Source organism: Ruegeria sp. AH3 (assembly GCF_056536265.1).
The window spans coordinates 1281159-1297434 of sequence record NZ_JBQFJL010000001.1; the positions used below are offsets into that span (position 1 = coordinate 1281159).

Below are 16276 nucleotides of genomic sequence, written 5' to 3' on the forward strand. Positions count from 1 at the left end.
AACCATCGCCTGCTTTTGAAGGACGGGGGCAATCTGCCCCCTTTTCCTGACTTGGATCAAAGATTAAACGGAGATGTCGGTTTACCCAGCCGACAGTGACAACGATGACAGAGATGAAGCCCGTGACCGAAGCAACCGCCGTCAAGGCCCCCGTTCTGCCCGACGCTCAGACCGTGACCGAGGTCAAGCATTGGACTGACCGCCTGTTTTCCTTCAAGGTGTCGCGCCCCGCGTCCCTGAGGTTCCGCTCGGGCGAGTTCGTGATGATCGGCCTGCTGGGCGACAACGGCAAACCGCTGCTGCGCGCCTATTCCATCGCTTCGCCTTCGTGGGACGAAGAGCTTGAGTTCTATTCTATCAAGGTGCAGGACGGTCCGCTGACCTCGAAACTGCAGCATATCCAGCCGGGTGATCAGATCATTCTGCGTCCCAAACCTGTTGGCACCCTGGTTCATGATGCCCTGCTGCCGGGCAAGCGCATCTGGTTCTTCGCCACCGGCACCGGTTTTGCCCCCTTCGCCTCGCTGCTGCGTGAACCGCAGACCTATGAGGATTACGATGAGGTCATCATTACCCATACCTGCCGCGACGTGGCCGAGCTGGATTATGGGCGCGAGTTGATCGAGAGCATCAAACAGGACGAACTGTTGGCAGAATTGATCGGTGAAGGTTTTGCCGACAAGATCCGTTACTACCCAACAACCACGCGGGAAGAGAGCGCCAAGATGGGCCGCATCACCACCCTGCTCCAGGACGGTACTGTTTTCGCGGATCTGGGCATCGAAGACGGCATCAAGCCGGAAACAGACCGCGCCATGGTCTGCGGTAGCCTCGCGTTCAACCACGACATCAAGGCCATTCTGGAAGAGTTCGGCCTGCGTGAAGGCGCAAATTCCGAACCCAAAGAGTTCGTGATCGAAAAAGCATTTGTAGGGTGATCGGCTTTGCCGGTCGGGTCGCAAAGCGCTCTGACCGGCAAAAACTCCCGGAATTCATGGAAATTTCATGCGGCCTGCGATTTATGCCGCTTGAAACACCTCTCAGCCCGGTCTAAATTCCGGGCTCGAAATTCTGCAATTATCAAAGGAATGAACCCATAGCCCGCAGACCTCACAACGCGCCGCCACAGCGAGATACCGGCCCGCGCGTCAATGACAAGATCCGTGCTCCCGAAATTCGCCTGATTGGCGCCGAAGGTGAAAATGTCGGGGTGGTTCATCCCGCAAAAGCCATGCAGATGGCCGCCGATGTTGGCCTCGATCTGGTTGAGATTTCGCCTAACGCCAACCCGCCGGTCTGCAAAATCATGGATTTTGGCAAGTTCAAGTATGAACAGCAGAAGCGTGAAAGCGAAGCCCGCAAGAAGCAAAAGATCATCGAGGTGAAAGAGGTCAAGTTCCGGCCCAACACCGATACGCATGACTATGACGTCAAGATGCGCAACGTGTTCAAGTTTCTTGAGAACGGTGACAAGGTCAAAGTCACCCTGCGTTTCCGTGGCCGCGAAATGGCGCACCAGAACTTGGGACGTGAGCTGCTTGAGCGTGTGGCAGAAGACGTCAAGGACCTGGGCAAGATCGAGAACATGCCCAAGATGGAAGGCCGTCAGATGATCATGATGATCGGCCCGCTTCCGCAGAAGTAAAAGCTCTCAACAGCGTTTTCCAAGGCTCCGCCAGACTGGTCGGGGCCTTTTTTATGCCCGGCCACCCACAAGGCGCATTTCGCAGAATGCCGAACGCTTCGGAGCAGATTTGATCATCCGCTCCTTCCGCGCTTTTGTGTTCCTGAGGCAAAGCCTGTTACAGCTTTGTCAGATCACGCTCGAAATCGCACAGCCCAGCTTGGCGATTAATTCGTCGATCTGCGCATCCTCGATGATGAACGGAGGCGCGAGAAGGATGTGATCGCCGTGCCGTCCGTCTCGAGTCCCGGACATCGGATAACAGATCAAACCTTCGGCAAAGGCCGCCTTTTTGATTTTACCCGCCACACCCAGCGACGGATCAAACGGCGTTTTGCTGTCGCGATCTGCGACCAGTTCCAGCCCCCGGAACAAGCCCCGTCCCCGGATATCGCCGATATGAGGGTGCTGACCAAAGGCAGCGATCAGGGCAGACTGCAGTTTTTCGCCCATCAGTGCCGCGCGCAGTGGCAGCTCTTTTTGGGTCAGCTCTGTCACCACAGCCAATGCGGCCGCAGTCGCAACCGGATGGCCGATATAGGTATGGCCGTGCTGGAAGAAGCCCGACCCATCCCGAATCGCATCATAGATCCGAGCTGTGCACAACATCGCACCGATCGGCTGATACCCGGCCCCCAAACCTTTGGCGACGCATAGAATATCCGGAGCAACGGCGTCGTGATCGCAGGCAAACAAATGACCGGTACGCCCCATGCCACACATCACCTCATCAAGGATCAACAGCACACCATACTGGTCGCAAATCTCACGGATCCGCTTGAAATATCCTTCAACTGCCGGAACGGCCCCCAGCGTCGCACCAACCACCGGCTCGGCCATAAAGGCCATGACCGTCTCAGGCCCAAGGCGCAGGATCTCGGTCTCCAACTCATTGGCAACGCGCTGGCCGTAGTCAAAGCTGCTCTCTCCCTCGGGCTTCTCGGCATATTCATAACATGGTGCTATGTGCGTCATCTCAATCAACATGGGTGCGAATTGAGCGCGTCGCCACGCGTTACCGCCCGCGGACAGGGCACCCAGAGTGTTGCCGTGATAGCTCTGCCGTCGCGCAATCACGTGGCGGCGCTCGGGTTCACCCGTCTCCAGATAATACTGCCGCGCCAGCTTGATCGCAGCCTCAGTCGCCTCAGACCCGCCCGAGACGAAATAGACTCGATCCAAATCCCCCGGGGCATGCTCGACCAGCAAATCCGCCAGCGCCTCGGCTGGCTCTGAGGTCATGAAACCAGTGTGTGCAAAGGCAATCTGACCGACTTGATCCTGAACCGCCTTGACCACTGAAGCATTCGAGTGCCCCAGACAGGACACCGCCGCGTCCCCGCAATCCAGATAGCGCTTGCCGTCAGAATCGATCAGATAGCACCCGTCGCCCCCTACAGCGAGCGGCAGGTCAGACTTCGTATGACGTGGAAAAACGTGACTCATTTTGCAGTCCCTTTAAGAAGTGCGATTAGCGCTGTAACCGAGGCGGCATTGTCTTCCCAAGCCGTACCATCGGAACGGGTCAGGCTGTTCTCAAACCCCACTCGAACGTCACCTCCACGCTGCGCTGCACGCTGAAGGCACAGATGTTCTTGCGCCCCAAAAGCGCAGACCATCCACCGGTCCGTGCACTCAGGGAAAGCATCTAGGTCGTCTGGTGTTGATTCCTGAGTGGTCGAATAACGGCCAAGTACCAACAAACGATCCACCTGATCGCCACCGACGACGCCACTGGCTTGCCAGTGCGTCAACAGCTCGGCATCTTTGGCGTCATAAAGGATGTGCTGCACCCGCGTTCCCTGTTCCTCGCAAAGTGCATAGACCTTCGGCGCCAACTCGGGCGTTCGCGCAATCTCACGCACAGAAATCGAAGCCCATTCCGGATGAACCCGGTGCAGACAATCTAACTGCGCCTGTACGTCAAAAACCCCGGCAGATTCGGTTGTGATCTGAACATCCATCTGCGGCGCGGCCCTGCGCAACTCGGCAATTGCCTCGCGATAGAGACTGGCATCCAGCGAATGATCCCCCACCTTGTCACGTACATGAAGGTGAATTCCATCCGCTCCAGCGGTATGGCAAGCCCTGGCGTTTTCTATGATTTCATCAATGCTAACAGGGATTTCGCGATGGTCTTTGTGTCCACGTCGCGCTCCGTTTGGTGCAACCAATACATAAGGAAGCTCCGTGCGGTCGGAAAAACTATCTGGCATCTTCAAATCCCATCAATTTCGCACCCGATCTATCGCCTGATCAAACGTTTTCAATTTCATTTCTGCATAACATATGTTTTTCTCGAGCCATGCAATCGAGCCCTACCCATCTGACTCAACGCCTGCGCTGTGACATCGATGCCCTGCCTCAACAAATGCAGGCTGCCGCAAAATACATAATCGACCATCCCGGAGATTTCGGGCTCGACCCGATCCGCGTCACAGCAAACAAAATCGGTGTCAGTTCAAATGTTCTGGTCCGACTGGCCCAGCGTCTGGGGTTCGACAGTTATGATGCTTTTCGCAAACCCTTCCGCCAAACACTGGTCACCGATCGAGAGGACCGGCTGGGTCAGGATTGGCTGCAACGTATGCAGGCCGCGGATGCATTCGGTGCTGCGCAGGCCGGATACGCGCAGAATGAACTAAACGTGGTTTCGCGCTCACTGCGCTTGATGGAGCCTGCGAAGGTCGAGCGCGCGATTGATCTTATGCTTGGCGCCAATCGCTGCTTTATCACTGCAACCCGGGCCAGTTATGCATTGGCCTATTATTTTCACTATGCCGGACGAATGGCGCACCCGGGCTTCCAGTTGATCCCCCGCCATATGGGCACGGCTATCGACGATTTGCTGGATGCTGACCAGACAGATTGCCTGTTCGCGCTGACGGTCCACCCCTATTCATCCGACACGATTCAATCCATTCGTTTTGCTCGTGACCGAGGCACTAAGATCATCCTGCTTTCAGACAGCGAGGTCATTGCGCCTGGCGTCACCCCCCATGTAGTCCTGCCCATCAGCACCCGTACGCAGCATCACCTTTCAAGCTTCTCCGGCGCAATGGCGGTGCTTGAATGCCTGCTGGGTCATCTCTTCGCTGCTGGCGGTCATGCTGCGCGCGAAAGGGTAGATCGCTATCAGAAGGCCCGCGAAGATACCGGCGCCTATTGGCAACCTTCCAAACCACCCAGAATAAAGAGCAAATAAAAAGCCCCGGACGTACCGGGGCCTTGTAGCGTTTCAATGAAAGCGCGCTTTACATACAGGCTTCAACCGCCCGTTTGGTCATGACGCCGACAAGATGCGCGCGATACTCCTTGCTGCCATGCAGGTCGCCAATCATGTTCATCGGATTGATGCGCAGGTCCATCAGAGCGTCCGGGCGGAATTCCTTGCTCAGCGCCGCCTCAGCCTCAGACCAGCGGAACACGCCGTCCTCGCTGGCTCCGGTCACGGCCACCCGCGCACCATCGGCGAAGCGCGCCACATAAACACCGACCAGCGCAAAGCGTGACGCGGGCTGCAGGAACTTCTGATAGCTCGCCGCTTGCGGCACCGGGAAACGGATCGAAGTGATGATCTCACCTTCGTCCAGCGCGGTGGAGAACATGCCCTCAAAGAAGTCATCCGCTGCGATCTGCCGCGCGTTGGTCACAATCGTGGCCCCCGATCCCAGCACACCCGCCGGATAGCAGGCCGCCGGATCATTGTTGGCCACTGACCCGCCAATGGTTCCGCGATTGCGCACCGCCGGATCGCCGATCTGCCCGGCCAGTGCCGCCAACGCCGGATAGCTGCTGGCCGCCTCTCGCGCCACCGTGGCATGGGTCGTCGCCCCGCCAATAGCGACCGAGCCATCATCCTCGACACAGACACCCTGCATCTCGGCAACCCCGCTCACGCTGACCAACACCGAAGGTGACGCCAACCGCTGCTTCAGCGTCGGGATCAGCGTCTGACCACCTCCCAACGCCTGCGCATCCTCGGCCCCCAACGCAGCAACGGCGTCGGCAATGGTCGAGGGTTTCTCAAACTCGAAACTGTACATTTCGCTTTTCCTTTCCGAAAGGCGCGGATCCGCCCTTCATCTGGCTATAAATATCCCGGGGGTCCGGGGGCTGGCCCCCGGTCCTCCCTCTCAACTCAGCTGTTCATCGCAGCCCAGACGCGCGACGGGCTCATCGGCATGTCGATGTGATCAACCGCCTTGCCAGCCGAATTCAGCGCATCCAGCACCGCATTGACCACCGCAGGTGGCGAGCCAATGGCCCCGGCCTCGCCACAGCCTTTCACACCCAGCGGGTTATGCGTACAGGGCGTCTGGCTGGAATGATCGACGCCATAGAAAGGCACATCATCCGCGCGCGGCATCGCGTAATCCATGTAGGATGCGCTCAGCAGCTGGCCATTTTCGTCATAGGCACAGTTTTCCAACAATGCCTGACCGATGCCCTGACCAATGCCGCCATGCACCTGGCCGTCCACGATCATCGGATTGACGATGTTGCCAAAGTCATCAGCTGCGGTGAACGCCTCGATACTCACCTTGCCGGTCTCGGGATCTACCTCGACCTCACAGGCATAGGCCCCAGAGGGGAAGGTGAAGTTGGCCGGATCATAGAACGCGGTTTCCTCCAGCCCCGGCTCAACTTCCAGCGGGAAGTTATGAGGCACATAAGCCGTCAAGGTTACATCGCCCCAAGCCACCGACTTGTCGGTACCTGCCACGCTGAACTGACCGTCCTTCAACTCGATATCGGCCTCGGATGCCTCCAGCAGATGGGCTGCGATCTTCTTGGCCTTGTCGATCACCTTCTCGGTCGCTTTGACCATGGCCGAACCACAGACCGCCAGAGACCGGGACCCATAGGTACCCATCCCAAACGGGATCTTCGAGGTATCGCCATGCACGATCTCGACCATCGACTCATCGATGCCGATCATGTCGGCCACAACCTGCGGGAAGGCAGTCTCATGCCCTTGCCCGTGGCTGTGCGCGCCAACCATGACGCTGATCGAGCCTGTCGCGTTCACTCGCACGGTTGCTGCATCATAGAGACCCGCTCGGGCCCCCAGCATGCCAACGATGTTCGACGGAGCAATCCCACAGGCCTCGATGTAGCAGTTAATGCCCAAGCCCCGCAGCTTGCCATCGGCCTCACTCTGCGCACGACGCGCAGCAAAGCCCGCCAGATCAGCAGCGGCCTCTAGCTTGTCCATCGTCCCGTTGTAGTCCCCGGTGTCATAGGTCAGCGCCACCGGCGTGTCATAGGGGAACTGGGTGATGAAGTTCTGACGGCGCAGCGCAATCGGATCAACGCCCAACTCGCGCGCGGCCTTGTCGATCACGCGCTCCAGCTGATAGGTCGCCTCGGGGCGGCCCGCGCCGCGATAAGCATCCACCGGTACCGTGTTGGTGAACATCGCCTTCACGTTCACCTGAATGACCGGCGTCTTGTAGTTGCCCGCCATCAGCGTCCCGTGCAACCAGGTCGGAACCGAGCTGGAGAAGGTCGACAGGTAGGCACCCAGATTGGCATAGGTGTTAGTGCGCAGACCGATAAAGTTATTATCCGAATCCAACGCCAGTTCGATGGTGCTGACATGATCCCGGCCATGCGCGTCCGACATAAACGCCTCGGACCGGCTGGACGTCCACTTCACCGGGCGACCACAGGCCTTGGCGGCAAAGGTGCAGAACGCCTCTTCCGCATAGTGGAAGATCTTGGTGCCAAAGCCACCGCCAACATCCGGGGCCACCACACGCACCTTGTGCTCGGGCAGGCCCAGAACAAAGGCGCACATCAGCAGGCGGATCACATGCGGATTCTGCGAGGTGGTGTAGAGCGTGTATTCATCCGTACCACGCTTGTACTCGCCCACAGCCACACGCGGTTCCATCGGGTTGGCGACCAGACGGTTGTTGACCAGATCCAGCGTCGTCACATGGGCGGCATTGGCAAAGACCTCATTGACCTTGTCATTGTCCGCTTCACCCAGATGCCAATCATAGCAAATGTTGTTCTTCAGATCGTCATGGATGAGCGTCGCGCCGTCCTGCGCGGCAGCCTTCATATCCATGACGGCAGGCAGCTCTTCGATATCCATGTCAATCGCTTCGGCCGCGTCGCGGGCCTGTTCGAGGCTGTCAGCCACAACCGCCGCGATCGGGTCGCCTACATGGCGGACCTTGCCCTGTGCCAGAATCGGATGCGGAGGTTCCTGCATCGGCGCGCCGTGCCGGTCGGTCACTTCCCAACCGCAGGGCATGCCGCCCACGCCTTCAAAATCCTTGCCGGTGAATACCTTGACCACGCCAGGCATGGCCTCAGCTGCCGAGGTATCAACGCTGTTCAAACGGCCATGCGCGATGTCGGATCTCAGAAAATATACATAAGCCTGACCGTGTACGTTGATGTCGTCGGTGTAATTGCCTGCTCCGGTCAGAAAGCGTACGTCCTCGCGCCGCTTGGAACTGGCTCCGATGCCACTGTCTTTGGGCATTGCTTGTTCTCCTCCCTGGGAAAAGAATTTTCGTCGAAAATTCTTGCCCGCCTTATTCGGCGGCGATGCTTGAAACGTCCTGGCCCGATGCGGCCATGATCGCTTTGACGATGTTATGGTAGCCAGTGCACCGACACAGGTTGCCTTCCAGATACTTCCGGATTTCACCTTCCGTCGGGCGCGGGTTCTCTTCCAGCAGCGCAGCTGCACTCATCACCATGCCCGGCGTACAGAAGCCGCACTGAAGCCCATGGTGATCCTGAAACGCTTGCTGGATCACATTCAGTGAACCATCCGCATTCGCCTGCCCCTCGATCGTGCCAACATCTGCACCGTCTGCCTCGAGCGCCAGCATATTGCAGGACTTCACTGCTTCGCCGTTCACATGCACAACGCAGGCTCCGCACTGCGCCGTGTCACATCCAACATGCGTCCCCGTCAAAGACAGATGATCCCGCAGGAAGCTGGACAGCAATGTCCGCCCCTCCACGTCACCGCTAACGGCCTTCCCGTTCACGGTCATTGAGACCTGTGTCATGAAATCCTCCCTATTTGGAATTTTCCTTTGCGCCCAAGTTAAACACGGGAATTTTTGTTTGAGAACAAAAATATTTGCCCGTTTTTTAGGCCGTTCAGCCACATAACCCTGTAATGATGAAGCAAGCCCGAAAAACGGCAAAGATGCCGTTACGTCACTTTACTTTCGCTGCACGCGGTTGCGGCCTGCTTGGGATCTCTTTCAGCAACCCACCAACGCCCATCGCTGCGATATCTGTTCCTGTTGTTTCGATCCCGCATGCCACGCGCGACAGAACCCAATCGGCTCCGTTCAGCGCAGGCGAGCGGGCGCAGCCGGGCAAGCCGATGACGGGACGGCCCTGCAATCCGCCGAGGAACAACAGGTTTCCGGGGTCAACGGGCATGCCGAATCTGTCCACATCGCCACCGGCAAGACGCACTGCTGTGGGCGCGACGTCATCCACGTCGGACGTGGCCGAGCCCGTGAGGATCATTGCAACGTCGCCTTGCAGCGACCTGAGCCCTTCCGCAAGTTCTTCCGTCTTGTGCTGAACGATCCGAATATCTGTCAGATTCATCCCCAGCGCCTCGACCCGACCGCGAATCGCGGCGATCCCTTTTTCGTTGGACGGGCCGCCGGGGATATCTGTCACGATCAGGCCCGCTGTCTGGAATCGCGGCATGGTCAGTCGCACGCTCCCCTGCGCCAGATCCGCAGCGCGCTGCACATCCAACCGAGGCACGGCGTAAGAGATCACCTTGACCGTCGCAACCATCCCCCCTGCGCCCATCTGCTGGTATTGCGGCACCGTCGCCACGGTGATCATCGGATGAACCTGATTGAATTTCTGTATGGCTTCAACGTCCAGTTCCACCACGCCCGGCCCATCCGCCAAAAGGTTAACCCTGCCTGTAAACGCCTTTGTGACACGCAGATTGGCGCTCGCAGGATCCGGAGCAAGAGCTGCGGCCAACATCGTTGCTGCTTCATCTTCGTGGCAATCACCGGGTTCCAAGCGGGCAACAATAACCTCATTCAAACCGGCACGCGCCAGCAGGTCGATGTGTTCAGCCGTCAGTACGATTCCCTTGCGCAGTTTTTGATCTTCTGCCTTGACCGAGTGCGCCAGTATCGCACCGCTGGCTTCAGATAAGGAAACCGGTCCGAACTTCACGCCTTGCCTCGCAAGACAGCGGTCATCTGGGCGAGAATGGCGACCGCTATTTCCGAAGGGCTGGCCGCGCCAACGTCGAGTCCAACTGGGCCGTGTATGCGCCCAATCTGAGCGTCGGAGAACCCGGCTTGCTTCATCCGATCTACACGTTTGGCATGTGTGCGCGTCGATCCAAGCGCGCCGATGTAAAACACACCGGCCTCCAGCGCCGCCTGTAATGCCGGGTCATCAAGCTTAGGGTCGTGTGTCAGCAACACGAGGGCCGTACGCGAATCGAGCCCCAGTTTGATCACGGCCTCATCGGGCCAATCTGTCAGGATGGTTTCTCCGGGAAAGCGAGCATCCGATGCAAAAGCCTCTCGCGGGTCGACGATCGCAGGGTCATACCCCGCGATCCGCGCCATCGGCACCAGCGCCTGAGCGATGTGAACTGCCCCCACCACAATCAACCGCAGCGGCGGGTTGTGGACGGCAACAAATGTCTGCCCGTCCTCTTCAAACCCAGACCGGTCCATCCGCAACCGTTCAGCATATGCGTTACGGCGCAAGGCACGGTGGCCGGTTTCGACATTCACTTCGTAAGCCAAAGGTTCGCGCCGCGCGCGCGCTGCAACCAGTTCGGCCAACATCGGTTCTGGCAGGACTTGTCCGACAGGTTCGACTAAAACCCGAATAGTGCCGCCACAAGCCAATCCGACCGCAAAGGCATCCTCGTCGCTGACGCCAAACTCCAGCAACCGTGCCTCACCTTCCTCAATGGCTTCCAGTGCCTCAACGATCACCGCCCCTTCGACGCACCCGCCAGAGACCGAACCCTCGATCTGCCCATCACCTGCGATGACCAACTGCGCACCGACGCGGCGTGGCGCGCTGCCCCAGGTTTCGACCACCGTGGCAAGGGCTGCCTTCTTGCCCGCGCGATGCCACTTCAGAGCAGTTTCCGAGCTGTTGTCGAATCGTTCCATTGAGACCTCCGGCCTTGTTCCGGTTCAACATAGTTAGCTTTGCAGCAATGAAAAGCGGTCAGCAGGTAGAGTTTCCGGCGCTAAAGAGCCGATTTCACGATCACATTCACAAAGTATTGATCGATACAGCACCACCCTCTAACTTGCTTGTATCACCGGACCCGAAACGGTGCATTCCCCTTCATATTCCAAAGCGGAGACAATGAGTTGAAACGCATTCTTACACTCGCGGCGGCAATCGGTCTGGCGACGGCCAGTACCGGTTGGGCAGACACATTTCTGAGATATGGCGAAGTCGAAGGCTGGAAGGTCTTTATCGATCAGGAAAAGAAGTCCTGCCTGATCGAAGCCGTTGATGATTCCGAAAACGTGGTTCAGATGGGCCTGACCGAAGATCGCGGTGTGGGCTACGTCGGCGTTTTTACGAAGGCCAAAACCAACATCAAAGCCGGTGAGAAAGAAGCCGTGGCCATTCTGATCGGTGACAACATCTATGTCGGCGAAGCCACTGGCATGAAAGGCAATATCACCAAGGGCTATTCCGGCGGTTATGTCCTGTCGGACGATCCACAATTCGCCGATGATCTGGCTAAAAAGAAGGTCATGGTGGTGTTTCCCGAGAAAGAGTTTGCCTTCACCGTTGACCTCACCGGCACCTACAAGGCCATGGAAATGGCGCGGAAGTGCAACGAAGAACAGCTCTCGTAGTCAACCTTCGGAAAGCGCGGCCATCAGCCGTGCTTTCTGCCCCTGATCGTCGGGCTCAGAGATCACATTGGCGAGATCTTCCAACGAGGCGATCGAATGCCCGGCGCGGAAACTGTCGACATGGGGCAGCATGGTTCTGACCCCCTGCGCCTTGGGTGCAAACCCATCCCAGCGCAGCAACGGGTTCAGCCAGATCAAACGCTTTGAAGACAGGTAGAGACGTTCGATCTCTTTCTCCAGCTGTTCAGGCGCGCCACGTTCCAGCCCATCAGTGATCAGCAGTACGACGGCGCCCTGCCCCATCACCCGGCGGGACCAGTCGCGGTTAAACTGATGCAGACACTCCCCAATCCTTGTGCCACCTTCCCAGTCCTGCGCCTCGGCCCCGGCAGAGGCCAGTGCCGTATCGACGTCGCGCTGATGCAGGTGCCGGGTGATATTGGTGAGGCGCGTACCGAAGGTGAAGGCATGCACCTTTGCCCAGCCCGCCCCCTTGGCATTCGAAACCGTGTGCAGGAAATGCAGGATGATGCGGCTGTATTGGCTCATTGACCCAGAGATATCGCACAACGCCACAAGGTTCGGCCAACGTGGTTTGGGCTTGCGCAACGCGATCTCATGCAGCTCTCCACCCTGACGCATGGCCAAACGTAGCGTGCGCGCGCGGTCGAGCCGATGCCCCAGATGGCTGGCCTGCGCCCGGCGCGATGCGATGGGTTTGACCGGTAAGGTCAACCGCGCCAGCAAGCGCTTGGCTTGTGCCATTTCTTCGGTACTCATCTGTTCGAAATCAAGGTTACGCAGCCGTTCCTCGGACGAGGCTGTCTGGGTCGCATCAATCTCGATTTCTGTCTCGCCCTCCTGCTCGGGCAATTCGGGCTGATCCCGTTCGACCCCCTCAAGCAAGGCCTCGGCGGCGCGTTTTTCGCCAGCATCCGCCTTGCGTTCCTCCTGCACGCCACGAATGGCGGGCAGCATCATGGCCATCATATGCTCCATATAACGCGGGTCACGCCAATAGAGGCGGAAGACCTGCGCGAAGACCGTGCGATGTTCGGGCCGGTTCACGAAACAGGCGTGTAGGGTCCAATAGAAATCCTGTTTCTTGGTGAACCCAGCAGCCTCGACGGCACGGATCGCATCCACCACGCGGCCCGTACCAATCGGAAGACCCGCCTTGCGCAGGGCGCGGGCAAAATGGGTGATGTTCTGCGCCAGCTTGGGGTGGTCGGGGATGTCGAGTGGAAGCTGTTCGGCCATCAGTGTACATAGGGGCACTGCCCCCATGCCCCCACAGTATATTTAAACGGGCGCGACATCAGACGGGTTCGAGTGTAGCTTTGGCTTCATCCAAAATACGTTTGGCCTCAGAGCCTTGCAGTTTCTGGATGTCGTCCTGGTATTTCAGGATCGCGCCCAGCGTGTCTCCGATCACTTCGGGGCTGAGGTTGATCACGTCGAGCGCAAGCAAGCATTTGGCCCAGTCGATGGTTTCCGCCACGCCCGGCTTCTTGAACAGGTCCTCGGTGCGCAAACGCTGGACGAACGCAACAACCTCCCGGCTCAGCGCCTCGGCCGCTTCGGGGGCGCGGGCGTGCAGGATTTCGATCTCGCGGTCGAAATCAGGGTAGTCGACCCAGTGATATAGGCATCGGCGTTTCAGGGCGTCATGAACCTCGCGTGTGCGGTTCGAGGTCAGGATGACGATGGGCGGTTCCGGCGCTTTGACAGTGCCCAGCTCCGGGATGGTCACCTGAAAATCGCTGAGAGCTTCGAGTAGGAAAGCCTCGAATGGCTCATCGGTGCGGTCTAATTCATCGATCAACAGGACCGGCGCGCCGTTCTCATCCGGGCGCATCGCCTGCAGCAAGGGGCGTTCGATCAGGTAGTCGTCCGAAAAGAGTTCGGTCTGCAACGCCGCACGGTCCGCCCCACCCGAGGCCTCGGCAGTACGGATCGCCACCATCTGCGCCGGAAAGTTCCACTCGTAAACGGCCGAGGATGCATCGAGACCCTCATAGCATTGCAACCGGATCAGACGGCGGTTCAGGCCAGCGGCAAGCGCTTTGGCAATCTCGGTCTTGCCAACGCCTGCCTCGCCCTCAAGAAACAGGGGGCGTCCGAGTTTCAGCGACAGGAAGACGACCGTCGCCAGAGCGCGCCCACAAACATAGCCCTGGGCGCTGAGTGTTTCCTGCACGGCATCGATGGAATTTGGTTGCGGCATGTGATCCCCTCAATCGCTGCGCCCAACAGGTCATGGTAGCGTGCGCGCGTCAAGACCAAGGCTTTTCCGGGATTTACGACGATCTGATCGGTTGACAAGGCTTTTCCCTCTGAACCGGCTGTGCTAGCCGGGGGCCATGACCGATACGCTCACGATCCGCCGCCCCGACGACTGGCATCTGCACCTGCGCGATGGCGCGATGTTGCAGGCCGTCCTGCCCGAAACCGCGCGTCATTTTGCCCGTGCAATCATCATGCCGAACCTTGTGCCGCCTGTCGTGCGCGGCGACCACGCTGCTGCCTATCGCGACCGTATCATGGCCGCCTTGCCCGATGGCATGACGTTCGAGCCGCTGATGACGCTGTATCTGACCGAGGACACGGCTGCCGACGATGTAGCAGCCGCCCATGCCAGCGGGCTGATCAAGGCGGTCAAGCTGTATCCGGCAGGCGCGACGACCAACTCTGCCTCGGGTGTGCGCGATTTCGACAAGGTGCGCCCGGTGCTGGAGAAGATGGCCGAAATCGGTTTGCCTCTTTGCGTACATGGCGAGGTCACCGATTCCGAGATCGACATCTTCGACCGTGAGGCCGTATTTATCGACCGAATTCTTGATCCGATCCGTAAGGCAACGCCGGGACTGCGTGTCGTGATGGAGCATATCACCACCGCGAACGGCGTGGATTATGTCAAAGCTAATGACACTGATCTGGGCGCAACGATCACCGCGCATCACCTGATCATCAACCGCAACCATATCCTGGTGGGCGGCATCAAACCCCATTACTACTGCCTGCCAGTTGCCAAACGTGAGGAACACCGGCTGGCTCTGCTGGCTGCGGCCACCTCAGGCGATGCGCGGTATTTCCTTGGCACAGACAGTGCCCCCCATACGGATGACAACAAGGAAATGGCCTGTGGCTGTGCCGGGTGCTTTACGGCCACCAACACCATGTCACTGGTGTCAGAGATGTTCGATCGCGAAGGCGCGCTGGACAAGCTGGAAGGCTTTGTTTCCCTGAATGGCCCTGCGTTCTATGGACTGCCGGTGAACGAAGAGATCATCACTCTGACAAAAGGCGAACCGGTCGCGTACCCATCCAAGATCGAAACGGGCGACGGGCCTGTGACTGTATTCGATCCGGGCTTTCCGCTGCATTGGCGCGTTGCCTAATCGGATAGCCTGTCTGCCAAATCCGCTGCGCGCCCGCCAGTGCGCAGCATGGACCAGATAGCGTCTGCTTCATCTCCGCCAATCAGTTTAGCAGCCTTGCCCCGCACACGATCCTCCCGATCCGAAAGTGACATCGGGGCCAGCAGATCATGGCTTGCCTCCAGCCGCGCACCATCGCGGCGCAGCAGCGACAGGTGAGCTTGCGTTTCGGATAGACTCTCATCCGCCTCAACGGTGATCCGATCTCGCAGGGATTGCAGACGCGGGTCGGCGCATATTTTGTCAGAATAGCTGCCCGGTAGTGCCGTGTCATAGCCAAGCGATTGCATCGCCAAAACAGTGCGATACGAGAACTTGGCCCCAAGCCCCGTCGAAGGTTCCAACTGATTGCAGACGCTCATCCAGCGGGGGTGAGTTTTGACCTTGATTTCCGCAACCTCAGGCTCGGCGATATCAAGATCAAGCGCTGCCTCAAGGGCCGCGTGCAGACCATGGCAACAAGCGTGGAACTTATGGCTGACGGTCTCAAACAGCCATTCATCACCCAATCCCTGCAGCGCACTGTCGGCATCGTCTGTACCCAGATGCGTGGCACCGAAACCGTATGCCCCTCCGAGAGCATCGGCATTAGGTAGAAATCCGTTTCGAATCAACAGCGCCGCTTCCACCCCGTTCGATGCGGCGATACCTGCGTTGTAAGGTTTGCCCATGGTTCCAAATTGCGCTTTTAGACCAGACGCACGTGTCGCGGTCAGACCAATAAGCGCAGACATCTGCGCCGCATCGAACCCCATGATACGCCCGGCTGCGACAGCAGCCCCGAACGCACCGGCAGTTGCGGTCTGGTGATATCCGGCCTGATAATGCGCGCGCCCCAGCCATAACCCGATCCGGATCGAAGTTTCCATACCGATCAGGGCAGCCTCAAGGAAGTCGACCAGAGGGCGATCCTCCCACGCCGCAATAGCCAGCGCTGCGGGGACAACAGCCACCGAGGGGTGGCCGATATGGGCGAAATGGGTGTCGTCATAGTCCAGCGCGTGGGAAATGGTGCCGTTCACCAGCGCAGCCGCACGTAAAGGTGCGGCGCCTCCACCGAATAATCGGGCCTGTTCCATGCCGCCCTCAGACAGGACCATCTGCCGTACAATCCGCGACACCGGCTCCTCTGCCCCCGCGCGCCCGACAGCAAGCCAATCCAAAACGGACAAAGAGGTCACGATGCGCGCTTGCTTCGTGGTTGAGACGGGGCCTGCAGAAAATTCAGCAAGCGTAGAAGTCAGGATGCTCATGCAGCGCAGTCTAGCGCGCACTGCCCGGTC

General features: G+C 58.7%; 15 protein-coding genes. 5 read left to right on the forward strand and 10 right to left on the reverse strand.

Translation table 11 applies throughout. The annotated features are described in order from the left end of the window. Nucleotides 1–104: 104 nt before the first annotated feature. Nucleotides 105–938, forward strand: coding sequence for a ferredoxin--NADP reductase (locus ACR3EM_RS06380; RefSeq protein WP_480469962.1), 834 nt, complete (start codon nt 105–107; stop codon nt 936–938). A gap of 245 nt (nt 939–1183) precedes the next feature. Next, a complete protein-coding gene (gene infC, locus ACR3EM_RS06385) occupies nt 1184–1645 on the forward strand; it encodes a translation initiation factor IF-3 (protein ID WP_238528775.1) in 462 nt (153 codons plus the stop codon). A gap of 168 nt (nt 1646–1813) precedes the next feature. Here the strand turns inward: infC and ACR3EM_RS06390 are convergent, their stop codons facing one another. Then, the gene (locus ACR3EM_RS06390; protein WP_480469963.1) at nt 1814–3130 is read right to left on the reverse strand and encodes an aspartate aminotransferase family protein; all 1317 of its coding nucleotides are present in this window, start codon (nt 3128–3130) and stop codon (nt 1814–1816) included. After that, on the reverse strand, nt 3127–3900 hold the full coding sequence (locus ACR3EM_RS06395) for a beta-keto acid cleavage family enzyme (protein WP_480469964.1): 774 nt from the start codon (nt 3898–3900) through the stop codon (nt 3127–3129). Before ACR3EM_RS06395 ends, ACR3EM_RS06390 begins: the two co-directional genes overlap by 4 nt. Nucleotides 3901–3989: 89 nt before the next feature. Here ACR3EM_RS06395 and ACR3EM_RS06400 point away from each other — a divergent pair, with 89 nt between their 5' ends. Next, nucleotides 3990–4889, forward strand: coding sequence for a MurR/RpiR family transcriptional regulator (locus ACR3EM_RS06400; RefSeq protein WP_480469965.1), 900 nt, complete (start codon nt 3990–3992; stop codon nt 4887–4889). A gap of 49 nt (nt 4890–4938) precedes the next feature. Here ACR3EM_RS06400 and ACR3EM_RS06405 read toward each other — a convergent pair whose 3' ends face one another. From ACR3EM_RS06405 to ACR3EM_RS06425, 5 genes are all read right to left on the reverse strand, one after another. Then, on the reverse strand, nt 4939–5730 hold the full coding sequence (locus tag ACR3EM_RS06405) for an FAD binding domain-containing protein (protein WP_480469966.1): 792 nt from the start codon (nt 5728–5730) through the stop codon (nt 4939–4941). A 95-nt stretch (nt 5731–5825) separates the two neighbouring features. After that, a complete protein-coding gene (locus ACR3EM_RS06410) occupies nt 5826–8186 on the reverse strand; it encodes a xanthine dehydrogenase family protein molybdopterin-binding subunit (protein WP_480469967.1) in 2361 nt (786 codons plus the stop codon). A gap of 52 nt (nt 8187–8238) precedes the next feature. Next, nucleotides 8239–8724: a (2Fe-2S)-binding protein gene (locus ACR3EM_RS06415; RefSeq protein WP_480469968.1), complete on the reverse strand. Its 486-nt coding sequence runs from the start codon at nt 8722–8724 to the stop codon at nt 8239–8241. A 154-nt stretch (nt 8725–8878) separates the two neighbouring features. Next, complete coding sequence (locus tag ACR3EM_RS06420; RefSeq protein WP_480469969.1) at nt 8879–9880, reverse strand: molybdopterin-binding protein; 1002 nt, start codon at nt 9878–9880, stop codon at nt 8879–8881. Next, nucleotides 9877–10845 (reverse strand): XdhC family protein, encoded by a 969-nt coding sequence (locus ACR3EM_RS06425; protein WP_480469970.1) that lies wholly within the window; start codon nt 10843–10845, stop codon nt 9877–9879. Before ACR3EM_RS06425 ends, ACR3EM_RS06420 begins: the two co-directional genes overlap by 4 nt. A gap of 207 nt (nt 10846–11052) precedes the next feature. Here ACR3EM_RS06425 and ACR3EM_RS06430 point away from each other — a divergent pair, with 207 nt between their 5' ends. Beyond that, nucleotides 11053–11553, forward strand: coding sequence for a hypothetical protein (locus tag ACR3EM_RS06430; RefSeq protein WP_480469971.1), 501 nt, complete (start codon nt 11053–11055; stop codon nt 11551–11553). Here the strand turns inward: ACR3EM_RS06430 and ACR3EM_RS06435 are convergent, their stop codons facing one another. Together ACR3EM_RS06435 and ACR3EM_RS06440 are read right to left on the reverse strand one after the other, a co-directional pair. Then, the gene (locus tag ACR3EM_RS06435) at nt 11554–12813 is read right to left on the reverse strand and encodes a vWA domain-containing protein (protein ID WP_480469972.1); all 1260 of its coding nucleotides are present in this window, start codon (nt 12811–12813) and stop codon (nt 11554–11556) included. A 58-nt stretch (nt 12814–12871) separates the two neighbouring features. Then, nucleotides 12872–13780 carry an AAA family ATPase gene (locus ACR3EM_RS06440; protein WP_480469973.1) on the reverse strand — a complete coding sequence of 303 codons (909 nt, stop codon included), beginning with the start codon at nt 13778–13780 and terminating at the stop codon, nt 12872–12874. A 136-nt stretch (nt 13781–13916) separates the two neighbouring features. Between ACR3EM_RS06440 and pyrC the strand changes: the two genes are divergently transcribed. Next, a complete protein-coding gene (gene pyrC / locus ACR3EM_RS06445) occupies nt 13917–14954 on the forward strand; it encodes a dihydroorotase (protein WP_480469974.1) in 1038 nt (345 codons plus the stop codon). On the opposite strand, the gene ACR3EM_RS06450 is transcribed toward pyrC, so the two are convergent. Beyond that, nucleotides 14951–16246, reverse strand: coding sequence for an MmgE/PrpD family protein (locus tag ACR3EM_RS06450; protein ID WP_480469975.1), 1296 nt, complete (start codon nt 16244–16246; stop codon nt 14951–14953). The two genes, pyrC and ACR3EM_RS06450, sit on opposite strands and share 4 nt — an antisense overlap. Nucleotides 16247–16276: the final 30 nt, after the last annotated feature.

Coding starts and splice junctions, on each gene's coding strand:
- ACR3EM_RS06380 (WP_480469962.1), top strand. CDS start 105: ATGACAGAGATGAAGCCCGTGACCGAAGCAACCGCCGTCAAGGCCCCC.
- ACR3EM_RS06390 (WP_480469963.1), bottom strand. CDS start 3,130: ATGAGTCACGTTTTTCCACGTCATACGAAGTCTGACCTGCCGCTCGCT.
- ACR3EM_RS06395 (WP_480469964.1), bottom strand. CDS start 3,900: ATGCCAGATAGTTTTTCCGACCGCACGGAGCTTCCTTATGTATTGGTT.
- ACR3EM_RS06400 (WP_480469965.1), top strand. CDS start 3,990: ATGCAATCGAGCCCTACCCATCTGACTCAACGCCTGCGCTGTGACATC.
- ACR3EM_RS06405 (WP_480469966.1), bottom strand. CDS start 5,730: ATGTACAGTTTCGAGTTTGAGAAACCCTCGACCATTGCCGACGCCGTT.
- ACR3EM_RS06410 (WP_480469967.1), bottom strand. CDS start 8,186: ATGCCCAAAGACAGTGGCATCGGAGCCAGTTCCAAGCGGCGCGAGGAC.
- ACR3EM_RS06415 (WP_480469968.1), bottom strand. CDS start 8,724: ATGACACAGGTCTCAATGACCGTGAACGGGAAGGCCGTTAGCGGTGAC.
- ACR3EM_RS06425 (WP_480469970.1), bottom strand. CDS start 10,845: ATGGAACGATTCGACAACAGCTCGGAAACTGCTCTGAAGTGGCATCGC.
- ACR3EM_RS06435 (WP_480469972.1), bottom strand. CDS start 12,813: ATGGCCGAACAGCTTCCACTCGACATCCCCGACCACCCCAAGCTGGCG.
- ACR3EM_RS06440 (WP_480469973.1), bottom strand. CDS start 13,780: ATGCCGCAACCAAATTCCATCGATGCCGTGCAGGAAACACTCAGCGCC.
- pyrC (WP_480469974.1), top strand. CDS start 13,917: ATGACCGATACGCTCACGATCCGCCGCCCCGACGACTGGCATCTGCAC.
- ACR3EM_RS06450 (WP_480469975.1), bottom strand. CDS start 16,246: ATGAGCATCCTGACTTCTACGCTTGCTGAATTTTCTGCAGGCCCCGTC.